Raw genomic sequence first — 23,862 nt, 5'->3', positions numbered from 1 at the left:
TCGCCCCGAGGTCGGGGCCTCCCGAAAAGCGAAGCAATGCCACCTTCCCTGTGGGAGGCGCGCCCCCGCGGCGACCGGGCAGGCCCGCCTGCCCGGAACGAACTCGGAACAGTCGGGAACCTCCACACAGCGAAGTCAGCGCCATTCACCCGGTGGGCAAACCGCCAAACCCCTGGCGCGTCAGGCTACAATTCGCGGCTGTAACCGTCCCCCCACCGACCGGGCGCCGCGAAGCCTGCCCGGTCCTTGTATTGGCGCCCCACCATGCCTTCTGCCCAGACCGCCGCCGAACGCATCGCGGCACTTCGCAGCGAGATCGATGCACACAACTACCGCTACTACGTGCTGGACGAACCCAGCGTGCCGGATGCGGAATACGATCGCCTGTTCCAGGAGCTGAGGGCGCTCGAGGCGGAGCATCCCGAGCTGGTCACGCCCGAATCCCCGACCCAGCGGGTCGGCGGCGAGGCGCTCGCGGCCTTCGGCCAGGTACGGCACGAAGTGCCCATGCTCAGCCTGGGCAACGCCTTCGAGGAGCAGGAACTGCTCGACTTCGACCGGCGGGTGCGCGAAGGCCTGGACCTGCCCGCCGGCGATCTGTTCGCCGAGGGCGTGTCCATCGAGTACAGCTGCGAGCCCAAGCTCGACGGCCTGGCGGTCAGCCTGCTGTATGAGAACGGCCACCTGGTGCGCGGCGCGACGCGCGGCGACGGCAGTGTCGGCGAGGACATCACCGCCAACGTGCGCACGGTGCGCAACATCCCGCTCAGGCTGCAGGGCGAGGGCTGGCCGCCGGTGCTGGAGGTGCGCGGCGAGATCTACATGACCAAGGCCGGGTTCGAGGCGCTCAACGCCCGGCAGCTCGAGGCCGGCGGCAAGCCCTTCGCCAACCCGCGCAACGCCGCGGCCGGCAGCCTGCGCCAGCTCGATCCGCGCATTACCGCGTCGCGCCCGCTCGAGCTCTGCGCCTACGGCGTCGGGCGCAGCGACGGTGGGTTGCCGGACACCCACATCGGCATTCTCAACGCCCTGAGAGGCTGGGGCCTGCCCATCAGCCGTGAGTTGAGGCTGGCGCGTGGCGTGGGCGAGTGCCTTGATTATTACCGGGCGATCGGCGAGAAGCGCGACAGTCTGCCCTACGAGATCGACGGCGTGGTGTTCAAGGTCAACGCCACCGCCCAGCAGCGTGAGCTCGGCTTCCGTGCCCGCGAGCCGCGCTGGGCGATCGCCCACAAGTTTCCCGCGCGCGAGGAGATCACCGAGCTGCTCGGCGTCGAGTTCCAGGTCGGCCGCACCGGCGCCATCACCCCGGTGGCGCGGCTCCGGCCGGTGCAGGTAGCTGGCGTGACCGTGTCCAACGCCACCCTGCACAACATGGACGAGGTGGCGCGGCTCGGCGTGATGATCGGCGATACCGTCATCGTCCGCCGCGCCGGCGACGTGATTCCGCAGATCCTCGGCGTGGTCGCCGAACGCCGGCCGGCCGATGCCCGGCCGGTGCACGTGCCGGAGCAGTGCCCGGTGTGCGGCTCCGACGTCGAGCGCACGCAACTGGTCAAGCGTGGCAAGGGCCGCGAGACGATCAGCGAAGGCTCGATCTACCGCTGCGTCGGGCGCCTGGCCTGCCAGGCGCAGCTCAAGCAGGCGATCATCCATTTCGTCTCTCGCCGGGCGATGGACATCGACGGACTCGGCGACAAGATCGTCGAACAGCTGGTCGATCGAGGGCTGGTGAACTCGCCGGCCGACCTCTACGCGCTGACCCACGAGCAGGTGCTCGGCCTGGAAGGCTTCGCCGAGATTTCCACCCGCAATCTGCTGGGCGCCATCGGGGCGAGCAAACGCCCGACGCTGGCGCGCTTCATCTATGCACTGGGCATTCCCGACGTCGGCGAGGAAACCGCCAAGCTGCTCGCCCGCGCGCTGGGGGCGCTGGCGCGTATCCAGGAGGCGCTGCCGGAGGTGCTGACCTACCTGCCCGACGTCGGCCTGGAAGTGGCGCACGAGATCCACAGCTTCTTCCAGGACGACCACAACCGGCAAGTCATCCGCCAGCTGCTCGAGCGAGGCATCGAGTTGCAGGGCGAGACCGAGCTGCACCCGGAATTCGCCGCCACCGCCACGCTGGCGGACCTGCTCGCCAAGCTGAACATTCCCTTCATCGCCAGCACCGGCGCCCAGCGCCTGGCGGCGCGCTTCGGTTCGCTGGAGGCGATCATCGCGGCGGACTGGCTGGATCTGCGCCAGGTCGAGCGACTCAACGAGAAGGCCGCCCGGGCGCTGCGGGACTACTTCGACAACCCCGAACAGGCGGCCTACGCGCGCGCCGTGGAAGCGCAGCTGCGCGCGTTCGGCATGCACTGGGAAAGCGAGCGCAAGGTGGCGGCGGGCCTGCCGTTGAGCGGTCAGACCTGGGTGCTGACCGGCACCCTGGAGACCATGACGCGCGACGAGGCGAAGGCACGCCTGGAAGCGCTGGGCGCGAAGGTGTCCGGCTCGGTGTCGGCGAAGACCAGCTGCGTGGTGGCCGGGCCGGGGGCGGGCTCGAAGCTGGCGAAGGCCTCGGAACTGGGTGTCAGGGTGATGGACGAGGACGCCTTTCTGAGCGCCCTGCAAACGTTCGGCGGGTGATCCGGCCGGGGGCGAAACCATCGTCGTCCCCCAGCCCGGGCGTATCAGCGATATTCGCAGAGGTAGGCGGTGTCGCGCGCTACCTTCAGCTTGAACTTGCTGTTCGCCGCGACGGTGAACTCGCTGCCGGTCTCGAAGGTTTCCCAGGTGTCGCTGCCAGGCAGCAGTACATCGAGACGGCCGCTGACGACGTGCATGATTTCCTTCTGGCTGGTGCCGAACTCGTATTCACCGGGCGCCATGACGCCGATGGTCGCCGGGCCGGCTTCCATGTCGAAAGCGATGGATTTCACGGTGCCGTCGAAGTATTCGTTGACCTTGAACATGCGCGGGTTCCAAGACTTTGAAAAAGGGGGCGACAAGTATGCCGAAGCCGCGCGGAGGCGTCATCCGCGTGGAGAGGAGTGGCTCGGCGGGCTGGCGGCATCATGCCGTCCGACATCTTCGACGACGCACCGGTGCAGCATCGTCGCCGTCCCATTATCATGCGCGCCAACCGTACGCTGAGGCTTCGATTACCCATGAAGTGTCGCCCTGGTTGTGGTGCCTGCTGCATCGCGCCGTCCATTTCCACGCCCATTCCCGGCATGCCCGGAGGCAAGCCAGCCGGGGTGCGCTGCATTCACCTGACGGCGCATCAGCTTTGCGCCCTGTTCGGGCTGCCGGAGCGGCCGGCGGTCTGTAGCGCGTTCCGGGCGGACCCGGAGGTCTGTGGCGACAGCGCCGATGCGGCGATCCGGCTGCTGGGCTGGCTGGAGGAGGCGACCTCGGGCGAGCCGGCGGTTGCCTGCTGATACAGCTGGAGCGACCTGTTCCTTTTATATACCGGGTTGGCGGTGAGGTTAGGGAGCAGGGCTGTTTTCCCTCACCCTGACCCTCTCCCGGAGGGAGAGGGGATGGCTCCGGTACAGGGTTTCGCCTTTTCCTTGGGGAGAGGGCTGGGGTGAGGGGCCGGCTTGCATGCAGGCGAATGGCGGCTGTCAATGGTCCAATAAAAAAGGCTACCCATCGGTAGCCTTTTTTCGTTGCCCGGGTTTCAGCGCGGCAGGTCGCGCTGGGTCGGGCCGGTGTACAGCTGGCGCGGGCGGCCGATCTTGTAGGGGCCGGAGAGCATTTCCTTCCAGTGCGAGATCCAGCCGACGGTACGGGCGAGGGCGAAGATCACGGTGAACATGCTGGTCGGAATGCCGATCGCCTTCAGGATGATGCCGGAGTAGAAGTCGACGTTCGGGTACAGGTTGCGCTCGACGAAGTACGGGTCGTTGCGCGCGATCTCCTCGAGCTTCATCGCCAGTTCGAGCTGCGGGTCGTTGATACCCAGCTCGGCGAGCACCTCGTCGCAGGTCTGCTTCATGACCTTGGCGCGCGGATCGAAGTTCTTGTAGACGCGGTGACCGAAGCCCATCAGCTTGAACGGGTCGTCCTTGTCTTTGGCCTTGGCGACGAATTTCTCGATGTTCGAGACATCGCCGATCTCGTCCAGCATGTTCAGCACCGCTTCGTTGGCGCCGCCGTGAGCGGGGCCCCAGAGCGCGGCGATGCCGGCGGCGATGCAGGCGAACGGGTTGGCGCCGGAGGAACCGGCCAGGCGGACGGTCGAGGTGGAAGCGTTCTGCTCGTGGTCGGCGTGGAGGATGAAGATACGGTCCATCGCCTTGGCCAGCACCGGGCTGATCGGTTTGATCTCGCACGGGGTGTTGAACATCATGTGCAGGAAGTTTTCCGCGTAATCGAGGTCGTTGCGCGGGTACATCATGGGCTGGCCCATGGAGTACTTGTAGACCATCGCGGCCATGGTCGGCATCTTGGCGACCAGGCGCATCGCGGAGATGTCGCGATGGTGGGGGTCATTGATGTCGAGCGAGTCGTGATAGAAGGCGGAGAGGGCGCCGACCACGCCGCACATGATCGCCATCGGGTGGGCGTCGCGGCGGAAACCGTTGAGGAAGGTCTTGAGCTGCTCGTGAACCATGGTGTGGTTCTTGATCGAGCTGACGAAGGCTTCTTTCTGCTGGGCATCCGGCAGTTCACCGTTGAGCAGCAGGTAACAGGTCTCGAGGTAGTCGGATTTCTCGGCGAGCTGCTCGATGGGATAGCCGCGGTGCAGCAGCACGCCCTTGTCCCCATCGATGTAGGTGATCTTCGACTCGCAGGAGGCGGTCGACATGAATCCAGGATCGAAAGTGAAGTGACCCGTGGCGGTCAGCCCTCTCACGTCGATTACATCAGGCCCTACGGTGCCGGTTAAAACAGGCAGTTCGACGGGGGCTGCGCCCTCGATGATCAACTGCGCTTTCTTGTCAGCCATGTACGGCCTCCTGTTTATGCTTGGAATCATCAACAGCCCCCCACGCAGGGCCCGCATCACTATAGAGACATAAATCTCAAAGTCAATTTGCCACAGGGGGTGCCGCCAGGGCCTTCGCAGAGCGTCTGCAAGGGGCGCAAGGGCGGATATTCCAGCTATATAAACAGTGGCTGCAATCAACCTTTGGTGGCACTTCACCACATTGTCATTAGCCACCTAACTGTCTATACTCGGCGACCGACCGCCAGGGGCCTCTAGCGCCGATAATCAAAAGGCTGTCACTCGTGGGTAGCGGGTGCCGCAAGGTGCTCTTCCCAACAACTTTGCCCAGCGTCTCGGGGCTCTCAAGTGTGAAAAAAGCCGTGAAAAGCCAACGACCTGTAAACCTAGACCTTAGGACCATCAAGCTCCCCATCACTGCCTACACATCGATCCTTCACCGTGTGTCGGGGGTCATCCTTTTCCTCGGTATTGCCTTGCTCCTGCTGGCGCTGGATACCTCGCTCTCTTCCGAAGAAGGGTTCGCGACGGTCCAGGCCTATCTGGGCAGTCCGCTGGTCAAGCTGGTGATCTGGGCGCTGCTGTCCGCACTGCTGTATCACCTGGTGGCCGGCATCCGCCACCTGATCATGGACACCGGCCATGGCGAGACGCTGCAAGGCGGCAAGCTGGGTTCGAAGATCGTCCTCGTCGTTTCGGCGGTCCTGATTGTTCTGGCTGGAGTCTGGGTATGGTAACCAACGTCACGAATTTCTCGCGCTCGGGTCTCTACGACTGGATGGCGCAGCGCGTTTCCGCCGTGGTGCTGGCGGTCTACTTCCTTTTTCTGCTTGGTTACCTGGTCGTCAATCCGGGGCTCGACTACGCACAGTGGCACGGCCTGTTCTCCAGCAGCTGGATGCGGATCTTCAGCCTGCTCGCCCTCGTCGCACTCGCGGTGCACGCCTGGGTCGGCATGTGGACCATCTCGACCGACTATCTGACCAACATGGCGATCGGCAAATGGGCCACCGCCGTACGTTTTCTCTTCCAGGCAATCTGCGGCATCGCGATGTTCGCGTTCTTCGTCTGGGGTGTGCAGATTCTTTGGGGTTTCTGAGTAATGGCTAATATCCGTACGCTTTCCTTCGACGCCATCATCGTCGGTGGCGGTGGCGCCGGCATGCGCGCTGCCCTCCAACTGGCCCAGTCCGGCCACAAGACGGCGGTCGTCACCAAGGTGTTCCCGACCCGCTCGCACACCGTATCGGCCCAGGGCGGCATCACCTGCGCCATCGCTTCGGCGGACCCGAACGACGACTGGCGCTGGCACATGTACGACACCGTGAAGGGGTCGGACTACATCGGCGACCAGGACGCCATCGAATACATGTGCTCGGTCGGCCCGGAAGCGGTCTTCGAGCTCGAGCACATGGGCCTGCCGTTCTCCCGTACCGAGCAGGGCCGCATCTACCAGCGCCCGTTCGGCGGCCAGTCGAAGGACTTCGGCAAGGGCGGCCAGGCGGCGCGCACCTGCGCGGCGGCCGACCGGACCGGTCACGCGCTGCTGCACACGCTCTACCAGGGCAACATGAAGAACAACACCGTGTTCCTCAACGAGTGGTACGCGGTGGACCTGGTGAAGAACCAGGATGGCGCCATCGTCGGCATCATCGCCATCTGCATCGAGAACGGCGAGACCGTCTACATCCGCTCCAAGGCCACGGTGCTGGCCACCGGCGGCGCCGGACGGATCTACGCCTCCACCACCAACGCGCTGATCAACACCGGTGACGGTGTCGGCATGGCGCTGCGTGCTGGCGTGCCGGTCCAGGACATCGAGATGTGGCAGTTCCACCCGACCGGCATCGCCGGCGCCGGCGTGCTGGTGACCGAAGGTTGCCGCGGCGAGGGTGGCTACCTGATCAACGCCCACGGCGAGCGTTTCATGGAGCGCTACGCGCCGAACGCCAAGGATCTCGCCGGTCGCGACGTGGTTGCGCGTTCCATGGTCAAGGAAGTGATCGCCGGCAACGGCGTGGGTCCCGACAAGGATCACGTGCTGCTCAAGCTCGACCACCTCGGCGAGGAAGTGCTGCACAGCCGCCTGCCGGGCATCTGCGAACTGTCCAAGACCTTCGCCCACGTCGACCCGGTCGTGGCGCCGATCCCGGTCATCCCGACCTGCCATTACATGATGGGTGGCATCGCCACCAACATCCATGGCCAGGCGATCACCCAGGACGCCAGCGGCAACGACCAGATCATCGAAGGCCTGTTCGCGGTCGGCGAAGTCGCCTGCGTTTCCGTTCACGGCGCCAACCGCCTGGGCGGCAACTCGCTGCTCGACCTGGTGGTGTTCGGCCGTGCCGCCGGCTTGCACCTGGAGAAGGCGCTCAAGGAAGGCATCGAGTATCGCAACGCCAGCGAAACCGACCTGGACGTGGCGCTCGGCCGCCTGGCCGGCCTCAACGGCCGTACCGATGGCGAAGACGTCGCACCGCTGCGCAAGGAACTGCAGAGCTGCATGCAGAACTACTTCGGCGTGTTCCGCACCGGCGAGTACATGCAGAAGGGCATCGCTCAGCTGGCCTCGCTGCGTGAGCGCATCGCCAACGTGAAGATCGCCGACAAGAGCCAGGCATTCAACACCGCGCGCATCGAAGCGCTCGAACTGCAGAACCTGCTCGAGGTGGCCGAGGCCACCGCCATCGCCGCCGAGACCCGCAAGGAATCCCGTGGCGCGCACGCTCGCGAAGACTTCGAAGAGCGTGACGACGAGAACTGGCTGTGCCACACCCTCTACTTCCCGGGTGAGAAGCGCGTAGCCAAGCGTGCCGTGAACTTCGCTCCGAAGACGGTTCCGGCATTCGAGCCCAAGGTTCGGACTTATTAAGGGTCACCGATATGTTGCAAGTCAGTGTTTATCGCTATAACCCCGAACAGGACGAAAAGCCGTTCATGCAGGAGTTCCAGGTCGATACCGACGGTAAAGACCTGATGGTTCTTGACGTGCTGGCGCTGATCAAGGAGCAGGATCAGGGGTTCTCCTATCGTCGCTCCTGCCGTGAGGGGGTCTGTGGCTCCGACGGCATGAACATCAACGGCAAGAACGGCCTGGCCTGCATCACGGCGCTGTCGTCCGTGGTGAAGAACAACAAGCTGGTGATTCGCCCGCTGCCCGGCCTGCCGGTCATTCGTGACCTGGTGGTCGATATGGGCATCTTCTACAAGCAGTACGAGAAAGTTCGCCCGTACCTGCTGAACGATACACCGCCGCCGGCTATCGAACGTCTTCAGACGCCGGAGGACCGGGAAAAGCTCGACGGTCTGTACGAGTGCATCCTCTGCGCATGCTGCTCGACCAGCTGCCCGTCGTTCTGGTGGAACCCGGACAAGTTCCTCGGCCCCGCTGCGCTGCTGCAGGCCTACCGCTTCCTGGCCGACAGCCGCGACACCAAGACCGAAGAGCGTCTGGCGTCGATGGACGATCCGTTCAGCGTGTTCCGCTGCCGGGGCATCATGAACTGCGTGAGCGTGTGCCCGAAGGGATTGAACCCGACCAAGGCCATCGGTCATGTCCGGAACATGCTGCTGCAGAGTGGTACCTGATGGACGTGTCAGACCATGCGCCAGCTTGGCTTGACACCGTAACTGCTGCACCGTGACACCTGCGGCGCCGGAGCATTCCAGGCGCCGTAGTTTTAGCCGCAGCCTTCGCCCAAAAAGCGGGGCTGCGCATCGAAATTGATGACCAGCAGGGGCACCCGGGTCATTACCCGGGCTACCAGTGCGGTTGGAGTGGCTTTACCTGAGTCGCTGCCAGAACTTAGGAAGGCACCTGCAAACGTTGCCGGTGGTGTCCCCTTATCGAGGGTGACCGAGCATGCAAGAAAGCGTAATGCAGCGCATGTGGAACAGCGCACACCTGTCCGGTGGTAACGCTGCCTATGTGGAAGAGCTCTACGAGCTTTACCTGCACGACCCGAACGCTGTGCCAGAGGAGTGGCGCACCTACTTCCAGAAGCTGCCTGCCGACGGCAGCACGGCGACCGACGTGTCGCATTCGACCATTCGCGATCACTTCGTCCTGCTCGCCAAGAACCAGCGCCGCGCGCAGCCGGTTTCGGCCGGTAGCGTCAGCAGTGAGCACGAGAAGAAGCAGGTCGAAGTTCTGCGCCTGATCCAGGCCTACCGCATGCGTGGTCATCAGGCTGCTCAGCTCGACCCCCTCGGGCTGCAGCAGCGTCCGGTGCCGGCTGATCTCTCGATCAACCACTACGGGCTGACCGACGCCGATTTCGATACCGTATTCCGCACGGGCGACCTGGCCTTCGGCAAGGACGAGGCTACCTTGCGCGAGATCCATCAGGCGCTGCAAGAGACATATTGCCGCACCATCGGCGCTGAATACACGCACATCGTCGATTCCGAGCAGCGCAGCTGGTTCCAGCAGCGCCTGGAAAGCGTGCGTGGCCGTCCGACCTACTCGGCGGAGGTCAAGAGCCACCTGCTCGAGCGCCTGACCGCGGCCGAGGGCCTGGAAAAGTACCTCGGCACCAAGTACCCGGGCACCAAGCGTTTCGGCCTGGAAGGCGGCGAGAGCCTGATCCCGCTGCTGGACGAGGTGATCCAGCGCACCGGTTCCTACGGCACCAAGGAAGTGGTGATCGGCATGGCCCACCGCGGCCGCCTCAACGTGCTGGTCAACACCTTCGGCAAGAACCCGCGCGACCTCTTCGACGAGTTCGAGGGCAAGAAGGTCGAAGGCCTGAGCTCCGGCGACGTGAAGTACCACCAGGGGTTCTCCTCGAACGTGATGACCCGCGGCGGGGAAGTGCACCTCGCGCTGGCGTTCAACCCGTCGCACCTGGAAATCGTCTCCCCGGTGGTCGAGGGTTCGGTGCGCGCGCGCCAGGACCGTCGTGCCGATCCGGTCGGCGACAAGGTGCTGCCGGTGACCATCCACGGCGACGCGGCCTTCGCCGGCCAGGGCGTGGTGATGGAAACCTTCCAGATGTCGCAGACGCGCGGCTATCGCACGGGCGGCACCATCCGCATCGTGATCAACAACCAGGTCGGCTTCACCACCAGCCGCCAGGAAGATGCGCGCTCGACCGAATACGCCACCGACGTGGCCAAGATGATCCAGGCGCCGATCTTCCACGTGAACGGCGACGACCCGGAAGCGGTGCTGTTCGTCACCCAGCTGGCGGTCGACTACCGCATGCAGTTCAAGCGCGACGTGGTGATCGACCTGGTGTGCTACCGCCGCCGCGGTCACAACGAAGCGGACGAGCCGAGCGGCACCCAGCCGCTGATGTACCAGAAGATCGCCAAGCACCCGACCACCCGCGAGCAGTACGCGGACAACCTGATCAAGGGCGGCGTGCTGTCGACCGATCAGGTGCAGGCACGGGTCGACGAGTACCGCGATGCGCTGGACAACGGCCTGCACGTGGTCAAGAGCCTGGTGAAGGAGCCGAACAAGGAGTTGTTCGTCGACTGGCGCCCGTACCTCGGCCACGCCTGGACCGCACGTCACGACACCCGCTTCGACCTGAAGACGCTGCAGGAACTGTCCGCCAAGCTGCTGGAGATCCCGGAAGGCTTCGTGGTGCAGCGGCAGGTCACCAAGATCCTCGAAGACCGCCAGAAGATGGGCGTCGGCGCGCTGCCGATCAACTGGGGCTATGCCGAGACCATGGCCTACGCCACTCTGCTGTTCGAGGGGCATCCGATCCGCATCACCGGTCAGGACGTCGGCCGCGGCACCTTCTCGCACCGCCATGCGGCGCTGCACAACCAGAAGGACGGCAGCACCTATCTGCCGCTGCAGCACCTGTTCGAGAGGCAGCCGCGCTTCGATCTGTACGATTCCTTCCTCTCCGAGGAGGCGGTGCTGGCCTTCGAGTACGGCTACGCGACCACCACGCCGAATGCACTGGTGGTCTGGGAAGCGCAGTTCGGTGACTTCGCCAACGGCGCCCAGGTGGTGATCGACCAGTTCATCACCAGCGGCGAGCACAAGTGGGGCCGTCTCTGCGGCCTGACCATGCTGCTGCCGCACGGCTACGAAGGGCAGGGCCCGGAGCATTCCTCCGCGCGCCTGGAGCGCTACCTGCAGCTGTGCGCCGAGCACAACATCCAGGTCTGCGTGCCGACCACGCCGGCTCAGGTCTACCACATGCTGCGCCGCCAGGTGATCCGCCCGCTGCGCAAGCCGCTGGTGGCGCTGACGCCCAAGTCGCTGCTGCGTCACAAGCAGGCGATCTCGACGCTCGAGGACCTGACCCAGGGTTCGTTCCAGACGGTCATCGGCGAAGTGGATCAGCTCGATCCGGCCAAGGTCGACCGGGTAGTCCTGTGCAGCGGCAAGGTCTACTACGATCTGCTGGACAAGCGCCGCAACGAAGGGCGGGACGACACGGCGATCATCCGCATCGAGCAGCTGTACCCGTTCCCGGAAGACGATCTGGCCGAGGCCCTCGCGCCGTATCAGAACCTGCAGCACATCGTCTGGTGTCAGGAAGAGCCGATGAACCAGGGCGCCTGGTATCCGAGCCAGCATCACATGCGGCGTGTCGCCAGCGCTCACAAGAAGGGCCTGTTCCTCGAGTATGCCGGCCGCGACGCTTCCGCCGCACCGGCGGTCGGTTATGCCTCCATGCATGCCGAGCAACAGGAAAAGCTCCTGCAGGACGCGTTCACCGTTTAATCCATTCATGTCCGGTGGCCGCGCCTGTGCGGCCCCGGCATAGAAACAGAGTCAAAAGGACCCCTGATAATGGCCATCGAGATCAAAGCTCCTACCTTCCCCGAATCGGTCGCCGACGGCACCGTAGCCACCTGGCACAAGAAGCCCGGCGAAGCCGTCAAGCGTGACGAACTGATCGTCGACATCGAGACCGACAAGGTAGTGATGGAAGTGCTGGCCGAAGCGGACGGCGTGCTGTCCGAAATCGTCAAGAACGAAGGCGACACCGTGCTCAGCGGCGAGCTGCTCGGCAAGCTGGAGGCCGGCGCCACCGCCGCCCAGGCGCCGGCCCAGGCTGCCGCTCCGGCACAGGCCGAAGCACCCGCTGCCGCCCCGGCTGCGGCCGACTCCGGTGAAGAGCCGATCCTCGCGCCGGCCGCGCGCAAGCTCGCCGAAGAGAACGGCATCGATCCGAACAGCCTCCGCGGCACCGGCAAGGGCGGCCGCGTGACCAAGGAAGACGTGGTCGCCGCCGTCGAAGCCAAGAAGAGCGGCGCCGCGGCGCCGGCCGCCAAGCCGGCCGCTCCGGCTGCCGCAGCCCCGATGTTCGCCGCCGGCGACCGCACCGAGAAGCGCGTACCGATGACCCGCCTGCGCGCCAAGGTGGCCCAGCGTCTGGTCGAGGCTCAGCAGTCCATGGCGATGCTGACCACCTTCAACGAAGTGAACATGAAGCCGATCATGGAGCTTCGTTCGAAGTACAAGGACCTGTTCGAGAAGACCCACAACGGCGTGCGCCTGGGCTTCATGTCCTTCTTCGTCAAGGCCGCGACCGAAGCGCTCAAGCGCCAGCCGGGCGTGAACGCCTCGATCGATGGCACCGACGTCGTCTACCACGGCTACCAGGACATCGGCGTGGCCGTTTCCAGCGACCGCGGCCTTGTGGTACCGGTGCTGCGTAACGCCGAGCACATGAGCCTGGCCGAGATCGAGGGCACCATTTCCGACTTCGGCAAGAAGGCCAAGGCCGGCAAGCTGACCATCGAGGACATGACCGGCGGCACCTTCACCATCTCCAACGGTGGTGTGTTCGGTTCGCTGCTGTCGACGCCGATCGTCAACCCGCCGCAGACCGCCATCCTCGGCATGCACAAGATTCAGGAGCGCCCGATGGCCGTCAACGGCCAGGTCGTGATCCTGCCGATGATGTACCTGGCGCTGTCCTACGACCACCGTCTGATCGATGGCAAGGAAGCGGTCACCTTCCTGGTCACCATGAAGGACCTGCTGGAAGATCCGGCACGTCTGCTGCTGGATATCTAAGTAAGCCGCTGCAGGCGGCAGGCTGCAGGCTGCAGGGCGTTCGCCGCTCCAGCCTGCAGCCTGGGGCCTGCAGCCTGAAGCCGCCTTTATCAGAGGATTCCCTATGAGCGACAAATTCGACGTGATCGTCATCGGCGCCGGCCCCGGCGGCTATGTGGCGGCCATCCGCGCGGCCCAGCTGGGCCTGAAGACCGCCTGCATCGAGAAGTACCAGGGCAAGGAAGGCAAGACCGCGCTGGGCGGCACCTGCCTGAACGTCGGCTGCATTCCCTCCAAGGCGCTGCTGGACAGCTCCTACAAGTTCCACGAGGCCCACGAGAGCTTCAAGGTCCATGGCATCAGCACCGGCGACGTCAAGATGGACGTCCCGACCATGGTCGCGCGCAAGGACCAGATCGTCAAAAACCTCACCGGCGGTGTCGCCGCGCTGCTCAAGGCCAACGGCGTGACCCTGTTCGAGGGCCACGGCAAGCTGCTGGCCGGCAAGCAGGTCGAAGTGACCGGCCTTGACGGCAACACCCAGACCCTGGCGGCAGAGAACGTGATCCTGGCTTCCGGCTCCAAGCCGGTCGAGATTCCGCCGGCCCCGATCGACCAGCAGGTCATCCTCGATTCCACCGGCGCGCTGGACATCCAGAGCGTACCGGCTCGCCTGGGCGTGATCGGCGCGGGCGTGATCGGCCTGGAACTGGGTTCGGTCTGGTCCCGCCTGGGTTCCGAGGTGACCGTCATCGAGGCGATGGACAAGTTCCTGCCGGCTGCCGACGAGCAGATCGCCAAAGAAGGTCTGAAGGTTCTCACCAAGCAGGGCCTGAAGATCCTCATGGGTGCCCGCGTCACTGGCACCGAGGTGAAGGGCAGCGAAGTGACCGTCAGCTTCACCGACGCCAACGGCGAGCAGAAGCAGACTTTCGACAAGCTGATCGTCGCGGTCGGTCGTCGCCCGGTCACCACCGATCTGCTGGCCGCCGACAGCGGCGTGGATCTCGACGAGCGCGGCTTCATCTTCGTCGACGACTACTGCGCGACCAGCGTGCCGGGCGTGTACGCCATCGGTGACGTGGTGCGTGGCGCGATGCTGGCGCACAAGGCCTCGGAAGAGGGCGTGATGGTCGCCGAGCGCATCGCCGGCCACAAGGCGCAGATGAACTACGACCTGATTCCGTCGGTCATCTACACCCATCCGGAAATCGCATGGGTCGGCAAGTCCGAGCAGGCGCTGAAGGCCGAAGGCGTGGAAATCAACGTCGGCACCTTCCCGTTCGCGGCCAGCGGTCGCGCGATGGCGGCCAACGACACCGCCGGTCTGGTCAAGGTCATCGCCGACGCCAAGACCGACCGCGTGCTCGGTGTCCACGTGATCGGCCCGAGCGCCGCGGAACTGGTGCAGCAGGGCGCCATCGGCATGGAATTCGGCACCAGTGCCGAGGACCTCGGCATGATGGTCTTCTCGCACCCGACGCTGTCCGAGGCGCTGCACGAGGCGGCGCTGGCGGTCAACGGTCATGCGATCCATGTGGCCAACCGCAAGAAACGCTAAAACTGTAAGAGCATCGGCGGCCTGCCGGGGAGTAGCGGTAGGCCGTTCGACTGTCGGTCCGGCAGTCATCACGGGGCGCTGAAGGATCAGGCGGCATCAGGAACAGGGACGCGACCGGCCGGGTATCGCCCCGCCGGCAGCGGAACCGCCTGCTGTTGGCTCTTTCCGGGTCCTAAGGTGGCGCGGCGTACACGCAGCGCCGAAATGCGCAATACCAACGAAGACGGTAGAAAAGCATGAATCTCCACGAATATCAGGGTAAGCAGCTGTTCGCTGAATACGGCCTGCCCGTATCCAAGGGTTACGCAGTGGACACCCCCGAGGAAGCCGCAGAAGCCTGCGACAAGATCGGCGGTGACATGTGGGTGGTCAAGGCTCAGGTCCACGCCGGTGGCCGGGGCAAGGCGGGCGGCGTGAAGCTGGTCAAGAGCAAGGACGAGGCCAAGGCCTTCGCCGCTCAGTGGCTTGGCAAGCGCCTGGTGACCTACCAGACGGACGCCAACGGCCAGCCGGTCAGCAAGATCCTGGTCGAATCCTGCACCGACATCGACAAGGAGCTGTACCTCGGCGCCGTGGTCGATCGTTCCAGCCGTCGCATCGTCTTCATGGCTTCGACCGAGGGTGGCGTGGAGATCGAGAAGGTCGCCCACGAGACTCCCGAGAAGATCCTCAAGGCCACCATCGACCCACTGGTCGGCGCGCAGCCATTCCAGGGCCGTGAACTGGCGTTCAAGCTGGGCCTGCAGGGCGACCAGATCAAGCAGTTCGTGCACATCTTCACCGGCCTCGCCAAGCTGTTCCAGGACTACGACCTGGCCCTGCTGGAAATCAACCCGCTGGTGATCAAGAAGGACGGCAACCTGCACTGCCTGGACGCCAAGATCAACATCGACGGCAACGCCATGTACCGCCAGCCGAAGCTGCGCGCGATGCACGACCCGTCGCAGGACGACGCCCGTGAAGCCCACGCGCAGAAGTTCGAACTGAACTACGTCGCGCTGGAAGGCAACATCGGCTGCATGGTCAACGGTGCCGGCCTGGCCATGGGCACCATGGACATCGTCAACCTGCACGGCGGCAAGCCGGCCAACTTCCTGGACGTCGGTGGCGGCGCGACCAAGGAGCGGGTGACCGAAGCGTTCAAGATCATCCTGTCCGACAGCAACGTGAAGGCCGTTCTGGTGAACATCTTCGGCGGCATCGTCCGTTGCGACATGATCGCCGAAGGCATCATCGGCGCGGTGAAGGAAGTCGGCGTGAAAGTGCCGGTGGTCGTCCGCCTAGAAGGCAACAACGCGGAGCTGGGCGCCAAGGTCCTGGCCGAAAGCGGTCTGAACATCATCGCGGCAACCAGCCTGACCGACGCTGCCCAGCAAGTCGTCAAGGCCGCGGAGGGTAAGTAATGAGCGTCCTGATCAACAAAGACACCAAAGTCATCTGCCAGGGTTTCACCGGAAGCCAGGGCACCTTCCATAGCGAACAGGCCATCGCCTACGGCACCCAGATGGTCGGCGGCGTGACCCCCGGCAAGGGCGGCACCACCCACCTCGGCCTGCCGGTGTTCAACACCGTCAAGGAGGCGGTCGAAGCCACCGGCGCCGACGCCTCGGTGATCTACGTTCCGGCTCCGTTCTGCAAGGATTCCATCCTCGAAGCGGCCTTCGGCGGCATCAAGCTGATCGTCTGCATCACCGAAGGCATCCCGACCCTCGACATGCTGGACGCCAAGGTCAAGTGCGACGAACTGGGCGTACGCCTGATCGGCCCGAACTGCCCGGGCGTGATCACCCCCGGTGAGTGCAAGATCGGCATCATGCCCGGTCACATCCACCTGCCGGGCAAGGTCGGCATCGTGTCGCGTTCCGGCACCCTGACCTACGAAGCCGTGAAGCAGACCACCGACGCCGGCTTCGGCCAGTCCACCTGCGTGGGCATCGGCGGCGACCCGATTCCGGGTTCGAACTTCATCGACATCCTGAAGCTGTTCCAGGAAGACCCGCAGACCGAAGCCATCGTGATGATCGGCGAGATCGGCGGTTCGGCCGAGGAAGAGGCCGCGGCCTACATCAAGGCCAACGTCACCAAGCCCGTCGTGTCCTACATCGCCGGTGTCACCGCACCGCCCGGAAAGCGCATGGGCCATGCCGGCGCCATCATCTCCGGCGGCAAGGGCACTGCCGACGAGAAGTTCGCTGCGCTGCAGGACGCCGGTGTGAAGACCGTGCGTTCGCTGGCCGACATCGGCAAGGCACTGGCCGAGCTGACCGGCTGGGAAATGAAGAAGGCCTGATCGCCAGCCTTCGCGTTAAAGGCCACCCTCGGGTGGCCTTTTCGTTTTGCGGCCCCGGGCCGCACCGATTTCTTCAGGGAGGCGGCCCGCCTGGCGCGCCTTCCGGCTGTACGGAACGTTCATGACTCGCTTGAAACCGCTGGACCTGCTGGCACTGGGGTTCATGACCTTCGCGCTCTTTCTCGGCGCGGGCAACATCATCTTTCCGCCCGGTGCCGGGCTGCAGGCCGGTGACACCCTGTGGCGCGCCGCTGCCGGTTTCCTCATCACCGGCGTCGGCCTGCCGCTGCTGACGGTGGTCGCCATGGGCCGGGTCGGGGGAGGCATGGAGCGGCTCTGCGCGCCCATCGGCAAGTGGGCCGGCGCCACCTTCGCGGTGGCGGTCTACCTGGCCATCGGCCCGCTGTTCGCCACGCCGCGCACGGCCGTGGTGTCCTTCGAGATGGGCGTCGCGCCCTTTACCGCGAGCGCCTATGCACTGCCGGTCTACAGCGTGCTCTATTTCGCCGCGGTGCTGTTCCTCACGCTAAACCCCGGGGCGCTGGTCGACCGCGTCGGCAAGTTCATCACGCCGCTGCTGCTGGCCGGCCTGCTGGTGCTCGCCGGCGGGGCGCTGATCGCACCGCCGGGAGAGGTCGGCACGGCCGCGGCCGCCTATCGCTCGGCGCCCTTCGTCCAGGGCTTCCTGCAGGGCTACCTGACCATGGATACGCTGGGCGCGCTGGTGTTCGGCATCGTCATCGCGACGGCGATTCAGGACCGTGGCGTGACCGATCCGGGCCTGCTGACGCGTTACTCGGTGATCGCCGGGGTGATCGCAGCGGTCGGTCTGTCGCTGGTGTACCTGTCGCTGTTCCATCTAGGCGCCGGCAGCCAGTCGCTGGTCGGCACCGAGGCCGATGGCGTGCAGGTGCTCACCGGCTTCGTCCAGCACCGCTTCGGCACCGTCGGCAGCCTGCTGCTGAGCCTGGTGATCACGCTCGCCTGCCTGACCACGGCGGTGGGGCTGCTGACCGCCTGCGGCGAGTACTTCAGCCGCCTGCTGCCGGTTTCCTACCGGACGGTGGTCATCGCCTTCGCGCTGTTCAGCCTGGTGGTCGCCAATCAGGGGCTGAGCCAGCTCATCAGCGTTTCCGTGCCGGTGCTGGTCGGGCTCTATCCGCTGGCCATCGCGCTGGTGGCGCTGAGCCTGATGGATCGCCTGTGGCTGCGTCCACGCTACGTGTTCGTCCCGGTGATGGCGGTCACCCTGATCTTCGGCATCGCCGACGCGCTGACCGCGGCGGGCTGGAGCGATCGGGTGCCGGAGGTCTTCAAGCGCCTGCCGCTGGCCGACCAGGGGCTCGGCTGGGTCGTCCCCGCCCTGGTCGTCCTCGGCCTGGCGGTGGCCGTCGACCGCGCGAGCGTGCGCAAGCGGTCCGCCTGAACTGGATCGCTCCGCCCAGGCTGACCATAATCGGCACAGGTCCGAGGAAGGATTTGTCATGTTCGACCACACCCAGGCCCTGATCCACATCGTCGCGGTGCTCTGGTTCATCGCCTGCTGGGCCGGCTATAGCCGCTACGCCAACTACAAGGCCCGGACCACCGCGTGCCTGGCGAGCGTGCTGCACCTCTATCGAGAGGACTGGACGCGGCGGATGCTGCTGCGCGACAACCGCATCGCCGATGCCAACGTGATCGGCAACCTGGAGCGCAACGCGTCGTTTTTCGCCTCCAGCACCCTGATCATCCTGGCCGGCGTGCTGACCGTGCTCGGCGCCTCCGAGCGGGCGGTGTCGCTGCTGGCGGATCTGCCGTTCGCCGAGGAGCTGAGCCGCGGCTGGTCGGAGGTCAAGCTGCTGGGGCTGGCCTGCGTCTTCGTCTACGCCTTCTTCACCTTCAGCTGGTGCATGCGCCAGTACAACTTCGCCGCAGTGCTGCTCGGCTCGGCCCCCATGGTCGGCGAACGCAATGTCAGCGACCTGGAGCGCAAGGCCTTCGCCGAGCGGCTGGCGCGGGTGGTGTCGATGGCGGCGAACCAGTTCAACTTCGGCCTGCGCGCCTACTATTTCGGCATGGCCACGCTCGGCTGGTTCATCAACGCCTGGGTGTTCATGGCAGTCACCGCCGGCGTGGTGGTCATCCTCTACCGGCGCGAATTCCATTCCGACGTGCTCGAGGTGATGGTCTACACGCCCACTCCGGCGCCCGCGCCGCCGCCGGCACCCAGCCCGGCGGCCGAGCCGGCCAGGAGCGAGCCCTGAGGTCGCGCCCGCTCCGTCGTCCGCCCGAGGGGCCTGGCAGCAGGGGTTCGGCTATCATGCGCGGCTGTTTTCTTCTCCGCGCGGAGCCACGATGAGCGACAGCGACACTTCCATCCACGCACGCAGCGAGCGATTCCTCTCGATGCTGCGCCACTGCCAGGTCCTCGGCCTGCGCGTCGAGCATGCCGATCGCCAGGGACTGACCCTGCGCCTGCCGTACAGCGATCAACTGGTGGGCAATCCGGACACCGGCGTGATCCACGGCGGCGCCATCACCACGCTCATGGATACCACCTGCGGCATCTCCACCGCCTGCGTGCTGCCAGAATTCGAAATCTGCCCGACCCTGGACCTGCGCATCGACTACATGCACCCGGCCGAGCCGCACAAGGACGTGTTCGGCTTCGCCGAATGCTATCGCGTCACGCCAACCGTGATCTTCACCCGCGGGGTGGCCTACCAGACCAGCCGGGACGAGCCGATCGCGCACGTGGTCGGCGCCTTCATGCGCATGGGCAAGGCCGGGCGGGTCATGGACGCGGGCACGCGCGACGGAGGGCAGGGCGCATGAGCGAGAGAAAGCTCGACGAACTGGTGCGCCAGGCGCACGAGCGCAACGACTACGATGCGCTGATCAACCTCATCCCCTACGCCAAGCTGATCGGCATCGAATGCCTGCGCCTGGGCGACGAGATGGTGTTCCGCCTGCCGCAGAACGCCGACAACATCGGCAATCCGGTGCTTCCGGCGCTGCACGGAGGCGTGATCGCCGGCTTCATGGAGCACGCGGCGATGCTCCACCTGCTGATGTTCATGGGCTCGCCACATTTGCCCAAAATCATCGACTTCTCGATAGATTACCTGCGCGCCGGTCACTATCGTGACACCTTCGCTGCCTGCCAGGTCTGGCGCCAGGGGCGGCGGGTGGCCAATGTCGCCATCACCGCCTGGCAGACCCACCAGGCGGAACCCATCGCCACGGCGCGCTGCCACTTCAAGGTCGACGAGCCCTGAACCCGGGCAGGCAACGCCGTGCCGATCCATTGCACGAGAATAGAGAATGGATGCGTTGCTGATTCTGGGCGGGCTGCTGCTGATCCTGGCGGGGCTCGTGTGGCTGGTATGCCTGGCGTTCGATAGGAGCCCGCTGTGGGGCCTGGCGAGTCTGCTGCCGCCGCTGACCCTGCTGTTCGTCATCGGCCACTGGCGCGTGGCGCGCAAGGCGCTGGTGGTGGTCGGGCTCGGCTTCGTCCCGCTGGTGGTCGGCCTCTCGCTGCTGGCGAATCAGGACAGCGAGCGCTTCGCCCAACTGGTTTCCCTCAGGTGGCTGGACAGGCCCGAGCAGCCCGCGGCTGACGCGAACCCGATGCCGAGCGGGCGCCTGCAGGGGCAGCCGTTCCGCCCGCAGAGCGCCGAGCTGATCGGCGGCACGCTGCGTCTGCGCGAGGGCGAGGGGGTGTTCCCCCGACGGGAAATCGCCATCGACCTGGGGGCCCAGCCGGACGGTTCGCTGGCGCTCGACATCCTGCCGCAGGACCGGGGCGCCCTGCCGCAGGTACACATCGGCTGGCTGGAGGAGGGCAGCGAGCAACCCGAGGCGCGCCGTCTCGGGCATGGCTACACCCTGCACCTGGCGCTGGAGCGGGTGCCGCCCAATCGCCTGGTGGGTGACCTGCACCTGGTGCTGCCGCCGGATTTCGACACCCTGGTGAGCGGCCGGCTGGAAGCCTTCACCGACCGCCTGCGCTATCGCGACGGACAGATCGACCGGCACCACGATTCGCGCGACACGCTCGCCTACGTGCTCGGCGATTACCTGCAGCGCCGCTTCAGCACCCGCGACGTACGGCTGGAGCCCTTGCCCCCGGTGGCCTGGCCGACGAGCCGGGTGCAGCTGTCGGTGACGGCACGCGTCGCCGGCAAGGAGCAAACCTTAGACCTCGGCCTGGCCAAGGGGGAGCAGGGCTGGGAGGTGGTCGGCGACCATTACGCGGCCCTGCCCGAGGTGGCGCCCGGGCCGGTCGCGAAGGTCGCCGCGCCGGTCGCGCCGCCGAAGGCGCCGGCGCCCGCCGTGGCCGACCTGGTGCAGGATTTCTCGCTCGAACGCCTGCTCGCCCAGCCCGCGCAGTATCGCTACAAGCGCGTGCGCGCCCACACCGAGCGCGGCGGCGTGGCCGAGGGGCGTTTCGAGGGGCTCGATGCCGAAGGGCGGTTGAGCATCCTGCGCTTGCTCAAGGGGCCGGGGGCGGCGGTGTATCAGCTGGCGCCGGGGGAGATCGTGTTGCTCGAGTTGATCGAGCCCTGATTGGAAGGGGCGGCCCGTCCTTCTATGAGCGGGCATAACGCTTTGCGCGGCACGAACGACAGGTTGCGCCTTGCACGGCGCGTCACTGTTTCTTGTCTGCGGATAGCCGCCCGGGCCAGAAAAAGTGACCAAGAAGAAGGCCACACCGACATCCGGGGTCAGGCCGCTACGTGCCTTGACTCCCCTCTCTCCGGCGTGGCTGACACGGGCACGCACCTTTGGCCCCTTGAGGCACATGGCTCCCGAAGAAATCGCCCCGAGGTCGGGCCTCCCACAAAAGCGGCCTGTCACACCCATCCTGTGGGAGGCGCGCCCCCGCGGCGATGCAGGCCGCTGACCTGCCCGAAACCACAGTTCCCCATTACCGGCTCCGAAAACCTTCGAAGCCTTGAAATCCCCATCGCCGGCCCCATCTGCGTGTCATCGCCGCACTGCGGCAGTGCCCTCGACCACGTGGAGTTCTATGACGATGAGTGTGGAAACTCAAAAACAAACCCTGGGCTTCCAGACCGAGGTGAAGCAGCTGCTTCACCTGATGATCCATTCGCTATATTCCAACAAGGAAATCTTTCTCCGCGAGCTGATTTCCAACGCCTCGGACGCTGCCGATAAGCTCCGCTTCGAAGCGCTGGCCAAGCCGGAGCTGCTCGAAGGCGGCGCGGAGCTGAAGATCCGCGTCAGCTTCGACAAGGACGCCCGCACCGTCACCCTCGAAGACAACGGCATCGGCATGAGCCGTGACGAGGTGATCACGCACCTGGGCACCATCGCCAAGTCCGGTACCGCGGATTTCCTCAAGAACCTCAGCGGCGACCAGAAGAAAGATTCGCACCTGATCGGCCAGTTCGGGGTGGGCTTCTATTCGGCCTTCATCGTCGCCGACCAGGTCGACGTGTATACCCGTCGCGCCGGGCTGCCGGCCAGCGAGGGCGTGCACTGGTCGAGCAAGGGCGAGGGCGAGTTCGAGGTCGCCAACATCGACAAGCCCGAACGCGGCACCCGTATCGTCCTGCACCTGAAGAGCGGCGAAGAGGAATTCGCCGACGGCTGGCGTCTGCGCAACGTCATCAAGAAATACTCCGACCATATCGCGCTGCCGATCGAGCTGCCGAAGGAGCACCTCGGCGAGGAGAAGGACAAGCCGGCCGAGCCCGAGTGGGAGACGGTCAACCGCGCCAGCGCGCTCTGGACCCGTCCGCGCAGCGAGATCAAGGACGAGGAATACCAGGAGTTCTACAAGCACGTCTCGCACGACTTCGACAACCCGCTGAGCTGGAGCCACAACAAGGTCGAGGGCAAGCTCGAGTACACCTCGCTGCTCTACGTGCCCGGCCGCGCGCCCTTCGATCTCTACCACCGCGAGGCGCCCAGGGGCCTGAAGCTCTACGTGCAGCGCGTATTCATCATGGACCAGGCGGACGAGTTCCTGCCGTTGTACCTGCGCTTCGTCAAGGGCGTGATCGATTCCAACGACCTGTCGCTGAACGTCTCGCGCGAGATCCTGCAGAAGGACCCGGTGATCGACTCGATGAAGTCGGCGCTGACCAAGCGCGTGCTGGACATGCTGGAGAAGCTGGCCAAGGACAAGCCCGAGGACTACAAGACCTTCTGGAAGGCCTTCGGCCAGGTGCTCAAGGAGGGGCCGGCGGAAGACTTCACCAACCGCGAGAAGATCGCCGGGCTGCTGCGCTTCGCCTCCACCTCGGACGCCGGCGGCGAGCAGTCGGTGTCGCTGGCCGACTACGTCGGGCGCATGAAGGAAGGCCAGGACAAGCTCTACTACCTGACCGGCGAGTCCTACGCACAGGTGCGCAACAGCCCGCACCTGGAGGTCTTCCGCAAGAAGGGCATCGAGGTGCTGCTGCTGACCGACCGCATCGACGAGTGGCTGATGAGCTACCTCACCGAATTCGACGGCAAGCAGTTCGTCGACGTCGCGCGTGGCGACCTGGACCTGGGCAAGCTCGATACCGAGGAGGACAAGAAGGCCCAGGAGGAAATCGCCAAGGCCAAGGAAGGGCTGGTCGAGCGCCTCAAGGCCGTGCTTGGCGAGCAGGTCGCCGAGGTGCGCGTGTCGCATCGCCTGACCGATTCGCCGGCGATTCTCGCCATCGGCGAGCAGGACCTCGGCTTGCAGATGCGCCAGATCCTCGAGGCCAGCGGCCAGAAAGTGCCGGAATCCAAGCCGATCTTCGAAATCAACCCGCAGCATCCGCTGATCGAGAAGCTCGACGCCGAGCAGGACGAGGACCGCTTCGGCGACCTCAGCCACATCCTGTTCGACCAGGCGGCGCTGGCCGCGGGCGACAGCCTGAAGGACCCGGCCGCCTACGTGCAGCGTCTGAACAAGCTGCTGGTGGAAATGTCGGCCTGACGGTTCGCTCGGCAAGGGCGGCGACCTCGCGGCGAATGCAGGCCTGAGAGCGGAAAAGCCGCTGGAAGGCTGGAGGGCCGGAGGCTGGACGAAGGGGCAGCACCCGCTTCCTCTTCTTCATGCTGTCCGCTTAGGCAAGTTCGCCCCGAGGTCGGGCCTCCCACAAAAA

The 23,862-nt window shown here is 65.4% G+C and carries 19 protein-coding genes; 17 read left to right on the top strand and 2 right to left on the bottom strand.

Going from position 1 to position 23,862, the window contains the following annotated elements; all coding sequences use genetic code 11:
• Positions 1 to 264 precede the first annotated feature (264 nt).
• Positions 265 to 2,631: an NAD-dependent DNA ligase LigA gene (ligA, locus tag H610_RS0122790; RefSeq protein WP_028241820.1), complete on the top strand. Its 2,367-nt coding sequence runs from the start codon at positions 265 to 267 to the stop codon at positions 2,629 to 2,631.
• Positions 2,632 to 2,675: 44 nt separating this feature from the next.
• On the opposite strand, the gene ppnP is transcribed toward ligA, so the two are convergent.
• Entirely contained in the window at positions 2,676 to 2,957 is a 282-nt protein-coding gene (gene ppnP / locus H610_RS0122785) for a pyrimidine/purine nucleoside phosphorylase (protein WP_028241819.1), read from the bottom strand.
• Between the two features lie 195 nt (positions 2,958 to 3,152).
• Between ppnP and H610_RS0122780 the strand changes: the two genes are divergently transcribed.
• Positions 3,153 to 3,425, top strand: a complete 273-nt coding sequence (locus H610_RS0122780) for a YkgJ family cysteine cluster protein (protein WP_028241818.1) — start codon at positions 3,153 to 3,155, stop codon at positions 3,423 to 3,425.
• Between the two features lie 242 nt (positions 3,426 to 3,667).
• On the opposite strand, the gene gltA is transcribed toward H610_RS0122780, so the two are convergent.
• A complete protein-coding gene (gene gltA, locus H610_RS0122775; protein WP_028241817.1) occupies positions 3,668 to 4,939 on the bottom strand; it encodes a citrate synthase in 1,272 nt (423 codons plus the stop codon).
• A gap of 350 nt (positions 4,940 to 5,289) precedes the next feature.
• Between gltA and sdhC the strand changes: the two genes are divergently transcribed.
• The 15 genes from sdhC to htpG all read left to right on the top strand — a co-directional run bounded on the left by sdhC (position 5,290) and on the right by htpG (position 23,693).
• Positions 5,290 to 5,676: a succinate dehydrogenase, cytochrome b556 subunit gene (gene sdhC / locus H610_RS0122770; RefSeq protein WP_201768393.1), complete on the top strand. Its 387-nt coding sequence runs from the start codon at positions 5,290 to 5,292 to the stop codon at positions 5,674 to 5,676.
• On the top strand, positions 5,670 to 6,038 hold the full coding sequence (gene sdhD, locus H610_RS0122765) for a succinate dehydrogenase, hydrophobic membrane anchor protein (RefSeq protein WP_028241815.1): 369 nt from the start codon (positions 5,670 to 5,672) through the stop codon (positions 6,036 to 6,038). Before sdhC ends, sdhD begins: the two co-directional genes overlap by 7 nt.
• Positions 6,039 to 6,041: 3 nt before the next feature.
• Entirely contained in the window at positions 6,042 to 7,814 is a 1,773-nt protein-coding gene (gene sdhA / locus H610_RS0122760) for a succinate dehydrogenase flavoprotein subunit (protein ID WP_028241814.1), read from the top strand.
• 11 nt (positions 7,815 to 7,825) lie between these two features.
• Positions 7,826 to 8,530 (top strand): succinate dehydrogenase iron-sulfur subunit, encoded by a 705-nt coding sequence (locus tag H610_RS0122755; protein ID WP_028241813.1) that lies wholly within the window; start codon positions 7,826 to 7,828, stop codon positions 8,528 to 8,530.
• A gap of 274 nt (positions 8,531 to 8,804) precedes the next feature.
• Entirely contained in the window at positions 8,805 to 11,636 is a 2,832-nt protein-coding gene (locus tag H610_RS0122750) for a 2-oxoglutarate dehydrogenase E1 component (protein WP_028241812.1), read from the top strand.
• Between the two features lie 69 nt (positions 11,637 to 11,705).
• The gene (gene odhB / locus H610_RS0122745) at positions 11,706 to 12,938 is read left to right on the top strand and encodes a 2-oxoglutarate dehydrogenase complex dihydrolipoyllysine-residue succinyltransferase (protein WP_028241811.1); all 1,233 of its coding nucleotides are present in this window, start codon (positions 11,706 to 11,708) and stop codon (positions 12,936 to 12,938) included.
• A 103-nt stretch (positions 12,939 to 13,041) separates the two neighbouring features.
• Positions 13,042 to 14,478, top strand: a complete 1,437-nt coding sequence (gene lpdA, locus H610_RS0122740; protein ID WP_028241810.1) for a dihydrolipoyl dehydrogenase — start codon at positions 13,042 to 13,044, stop codon at positions 14,476 to 14,478.
• Between the two features lie 236 nt (positions 14,479 to 14,714).
• Positions 14,715 to 15,881 (top strand): ADP-forming succinate--CoA ligase subunit beta, encoded by a 1,167-nt coding sequence (gene sucC, locus H610_RS0122735; protein ID WP_028241809.1) that lies wholly within the window; start codon positions 14,715 to 14,717, stop codon positions 15,879 to 15,881.
• Positions 15,881 to 16,768: a succinate--CoA ligase subunit alpha gene (gene sucD / locus H610_RS0122730; protein WP_028241808.1), complete on the top strand. Its 888-nt coding sequence runs from the start codon at positions 15,881 to 15,883 to the stop codon at positions 16,766 to 16,768. Before sucC ends, sucD begins: the two co-directional genes overlap by 1 nt.
• 121 nt (positions 16,769 to 16,889) lie before the next feature.
• Entirely contained in the window at positions 16,890 to 18,194 is a 1,305-nt protein-coding gene (brnQ, locus tag H610_RS0122725) for a branched-chain amino acid transport system II carrier protein (protein ID WP_028241807.1), read from the top strand.
• Between the two features lie 58 nt (positions 18,195 to 18,252).
• A complete protein-coding gene (locus H610_RS24455; RefSeq protein WP_051231945.1) occupies positions 18,253 to 19,014 on the top strand; it encodes a DUF599 domain-containing protein in 762 nt (253 codons plus the stop codon).
• A gap of 91 nt (positions 19,015 to 19,105) precedes the next feature.
• Positions 19,106 to 19,585: a PaaI family thioesterase gene (locus tag H610_RS0122715; RefSeq protein WP_028241806.1), complete on the top strand. Its 480-nt coding sequence runs from the start codon at positions 19,106 to 19,108 to the stop codon at positions 19,583 to 19,585.
• Positions 19,582 to 20,028 carry a PaaI family thioesterase gene (locus H610_RS0122710; RefSeq protein WP_028241805.1) on the top strand — a complete coding sequence of 149 codons (447 nt, stop codon included), beginning with the start codon at positions 19,582 to 19,584 and terminating at the stop codon, positions 20,026 to 20,028. Before H610_RS0122715 ends, H610_RS0122710 begins: the two co-directional genes overlap by 4 nt.
• 46 nt (positions 20,029 to 20,074) lie before the next feature.
• Positions 20,075 to 21,319: an MFS transporter gene (locus tag H610_RS0122705; RefSeq protein WP_028241804.1), complete on the top strand. Its 1,245-nt coding sequence runs from the start codon at positions 20,075 to 20,077 to the stop codon at positions 21,317 to 21,319.
• A 469-nt stretch (positions 21,320 to 21,788) separates the two neighbouring features.
• On the top strand, positions 21,789 to 23,693 hold the full coding sequence (gene htpG / locus H610_RS0122700) for a molecular chaperone HtpG (protein ID WP_028241803.1): 1,905 nt from the start codon (positions 21,789 to 21,791) through the stop codon (positions 23,691 to 23,693).
• The last annotated feature ends 169 nt before the right edge of the window (positions 23,694 to 23,862 follow it).

Origin of the sequence: Stutzerimonas azotifigens DSM 17556 (genome assembly GCF_000425625.1) — a bacterium.
GTDB classification, from domain to species: Bacteria; Pseudomonadota; Gammaproteobacteria; order Pseudomonadales; family Pseudomonadaceae; genus Stutzerimonas; species Stutzerimonas azotifigens.
Note: the sequence above shows the minus strand (reverse complement) of the source record. Positions and strands in the feature narration are given on the sequence as shown.

Bases quoted from the DNA above. Each gene is read 5' to 3' on its own strand.
- ligA (WP_028241820.1), top strand. From the start codon at position 265: ATGCCTTCTGCCCAGACCGCCGCCGAACGCATCGCGGCACTTCGCAGC.
- ppnP (WP_028241819.1), bottom strand. From the start codon at position 2,957: ATGTTCAAGGTCAACGAATACTTCGACGGCACCGTGAAATCCATCGCT.
- H610_RS0122780 (WP_028241818.1), top strand. From the start codon at position 3,153: ATGAAGTGTCGCCCTGGTTGTGGTGCCTGCTGCATCGCGCCGTCCATT.
- gltA (WP_028241817.1), bottom strand. From the start codon at position 4,939: ATGGCTGACAAGAAAGCGCAGTTGATCATCGAGGGCGCAGCCCCCGTC.
- sdhD (WP_028241815.1), top strand. From the start codon at position 5,670: ATGGTAACCAACGTCACGAATTTCTCGCGCTCGGGTCTCTACGACTGG.
- sdhA (WP_028241814.1), top strand. From the start codon at position 6,042: ATGGCTAATATCCGTACGCTTTCCTTCGACGCCATCATCGTCGGTGGC.
- H610_RS0122755 (WP_028241813.1), top strand. From the start codon at position 7,826: ATGTTGCAAGTCAGTGTTTATCGCTATAACCCCGAACAGGACGAAAAG.
- H610_RS0122750 (WP_028241812.1), top strand. From the start codon at position 8,805: ATGCAAGAAAGCGTAATGCAGCGCATGTGGAACAGCGCACACCTGTCC.
- odhB (WP_028241811.1), top strand. From the start codon at position 11,706: ATGGCCATCGAGATCAAAGCTCCTACCTTCCCCGAATCGGTCGCCGAC.
- lpdA (WP_028241810.1), top strand. From the start codon at position 13,042: ATGAGCGACAAATTCGACGTGATCGTCATCGGCGCCGGCCCCGGCGGC.
- sucC (WP_028241809.1), top strand. From the start codon at position 14,715: ATGAATCTCCACGAATATCAGGGTAAGCAGCTGTTCGCTGAATACGGC.
- sucD (WP_028241808.1), top strand. From the start codon at position 15,881: ATGAGCGTCCTGATCAACAAAGACACCAAAGTCATCTGCCAGGGTTTC.
- brnQ (WP_028241807.1), top strand. From the start codon at position 16,890: ATGACTCGCTTGAAACCGCTGGACCTGCTGGCACTGGGGTTCATGACC.
- H610_RS24455 (WP_051231945.1), top strand. From the start codon at position 18,253: ATGTTCGACCACACCCAGGCCCTGATCCACATCGTCGCGGTGCTCTGG.
- H610_RS0122715 (WP_028241806.1), top strand. From the start codon at position 19,106: ATGAGCGACAGCGACACTTCCATCCACGCACGCAGCGAGCGATTCCTC.
- H610_RS0122710 (WP_028241805.1), top strand. From the start codon at position 19,582: ATGAGCGAGAGAAAGCTCGACGAACTGGTGCGCCAGGCGCACGAGCGC.
- H610_RS0122705 (WP_028241804.1), top strand. From the start codon at position 20,075: ATGGATGCGTTGCTGATTCTGGGCGGGCTGCTGCTGATCCTGGCGGGG.
- htpG (WP_028241803.1), top strand. From the start codon at position 21,789: ATGAGTGTGGAAACTCAAAAACAAACCCTGGGCTTCCAGACCGAGGTG.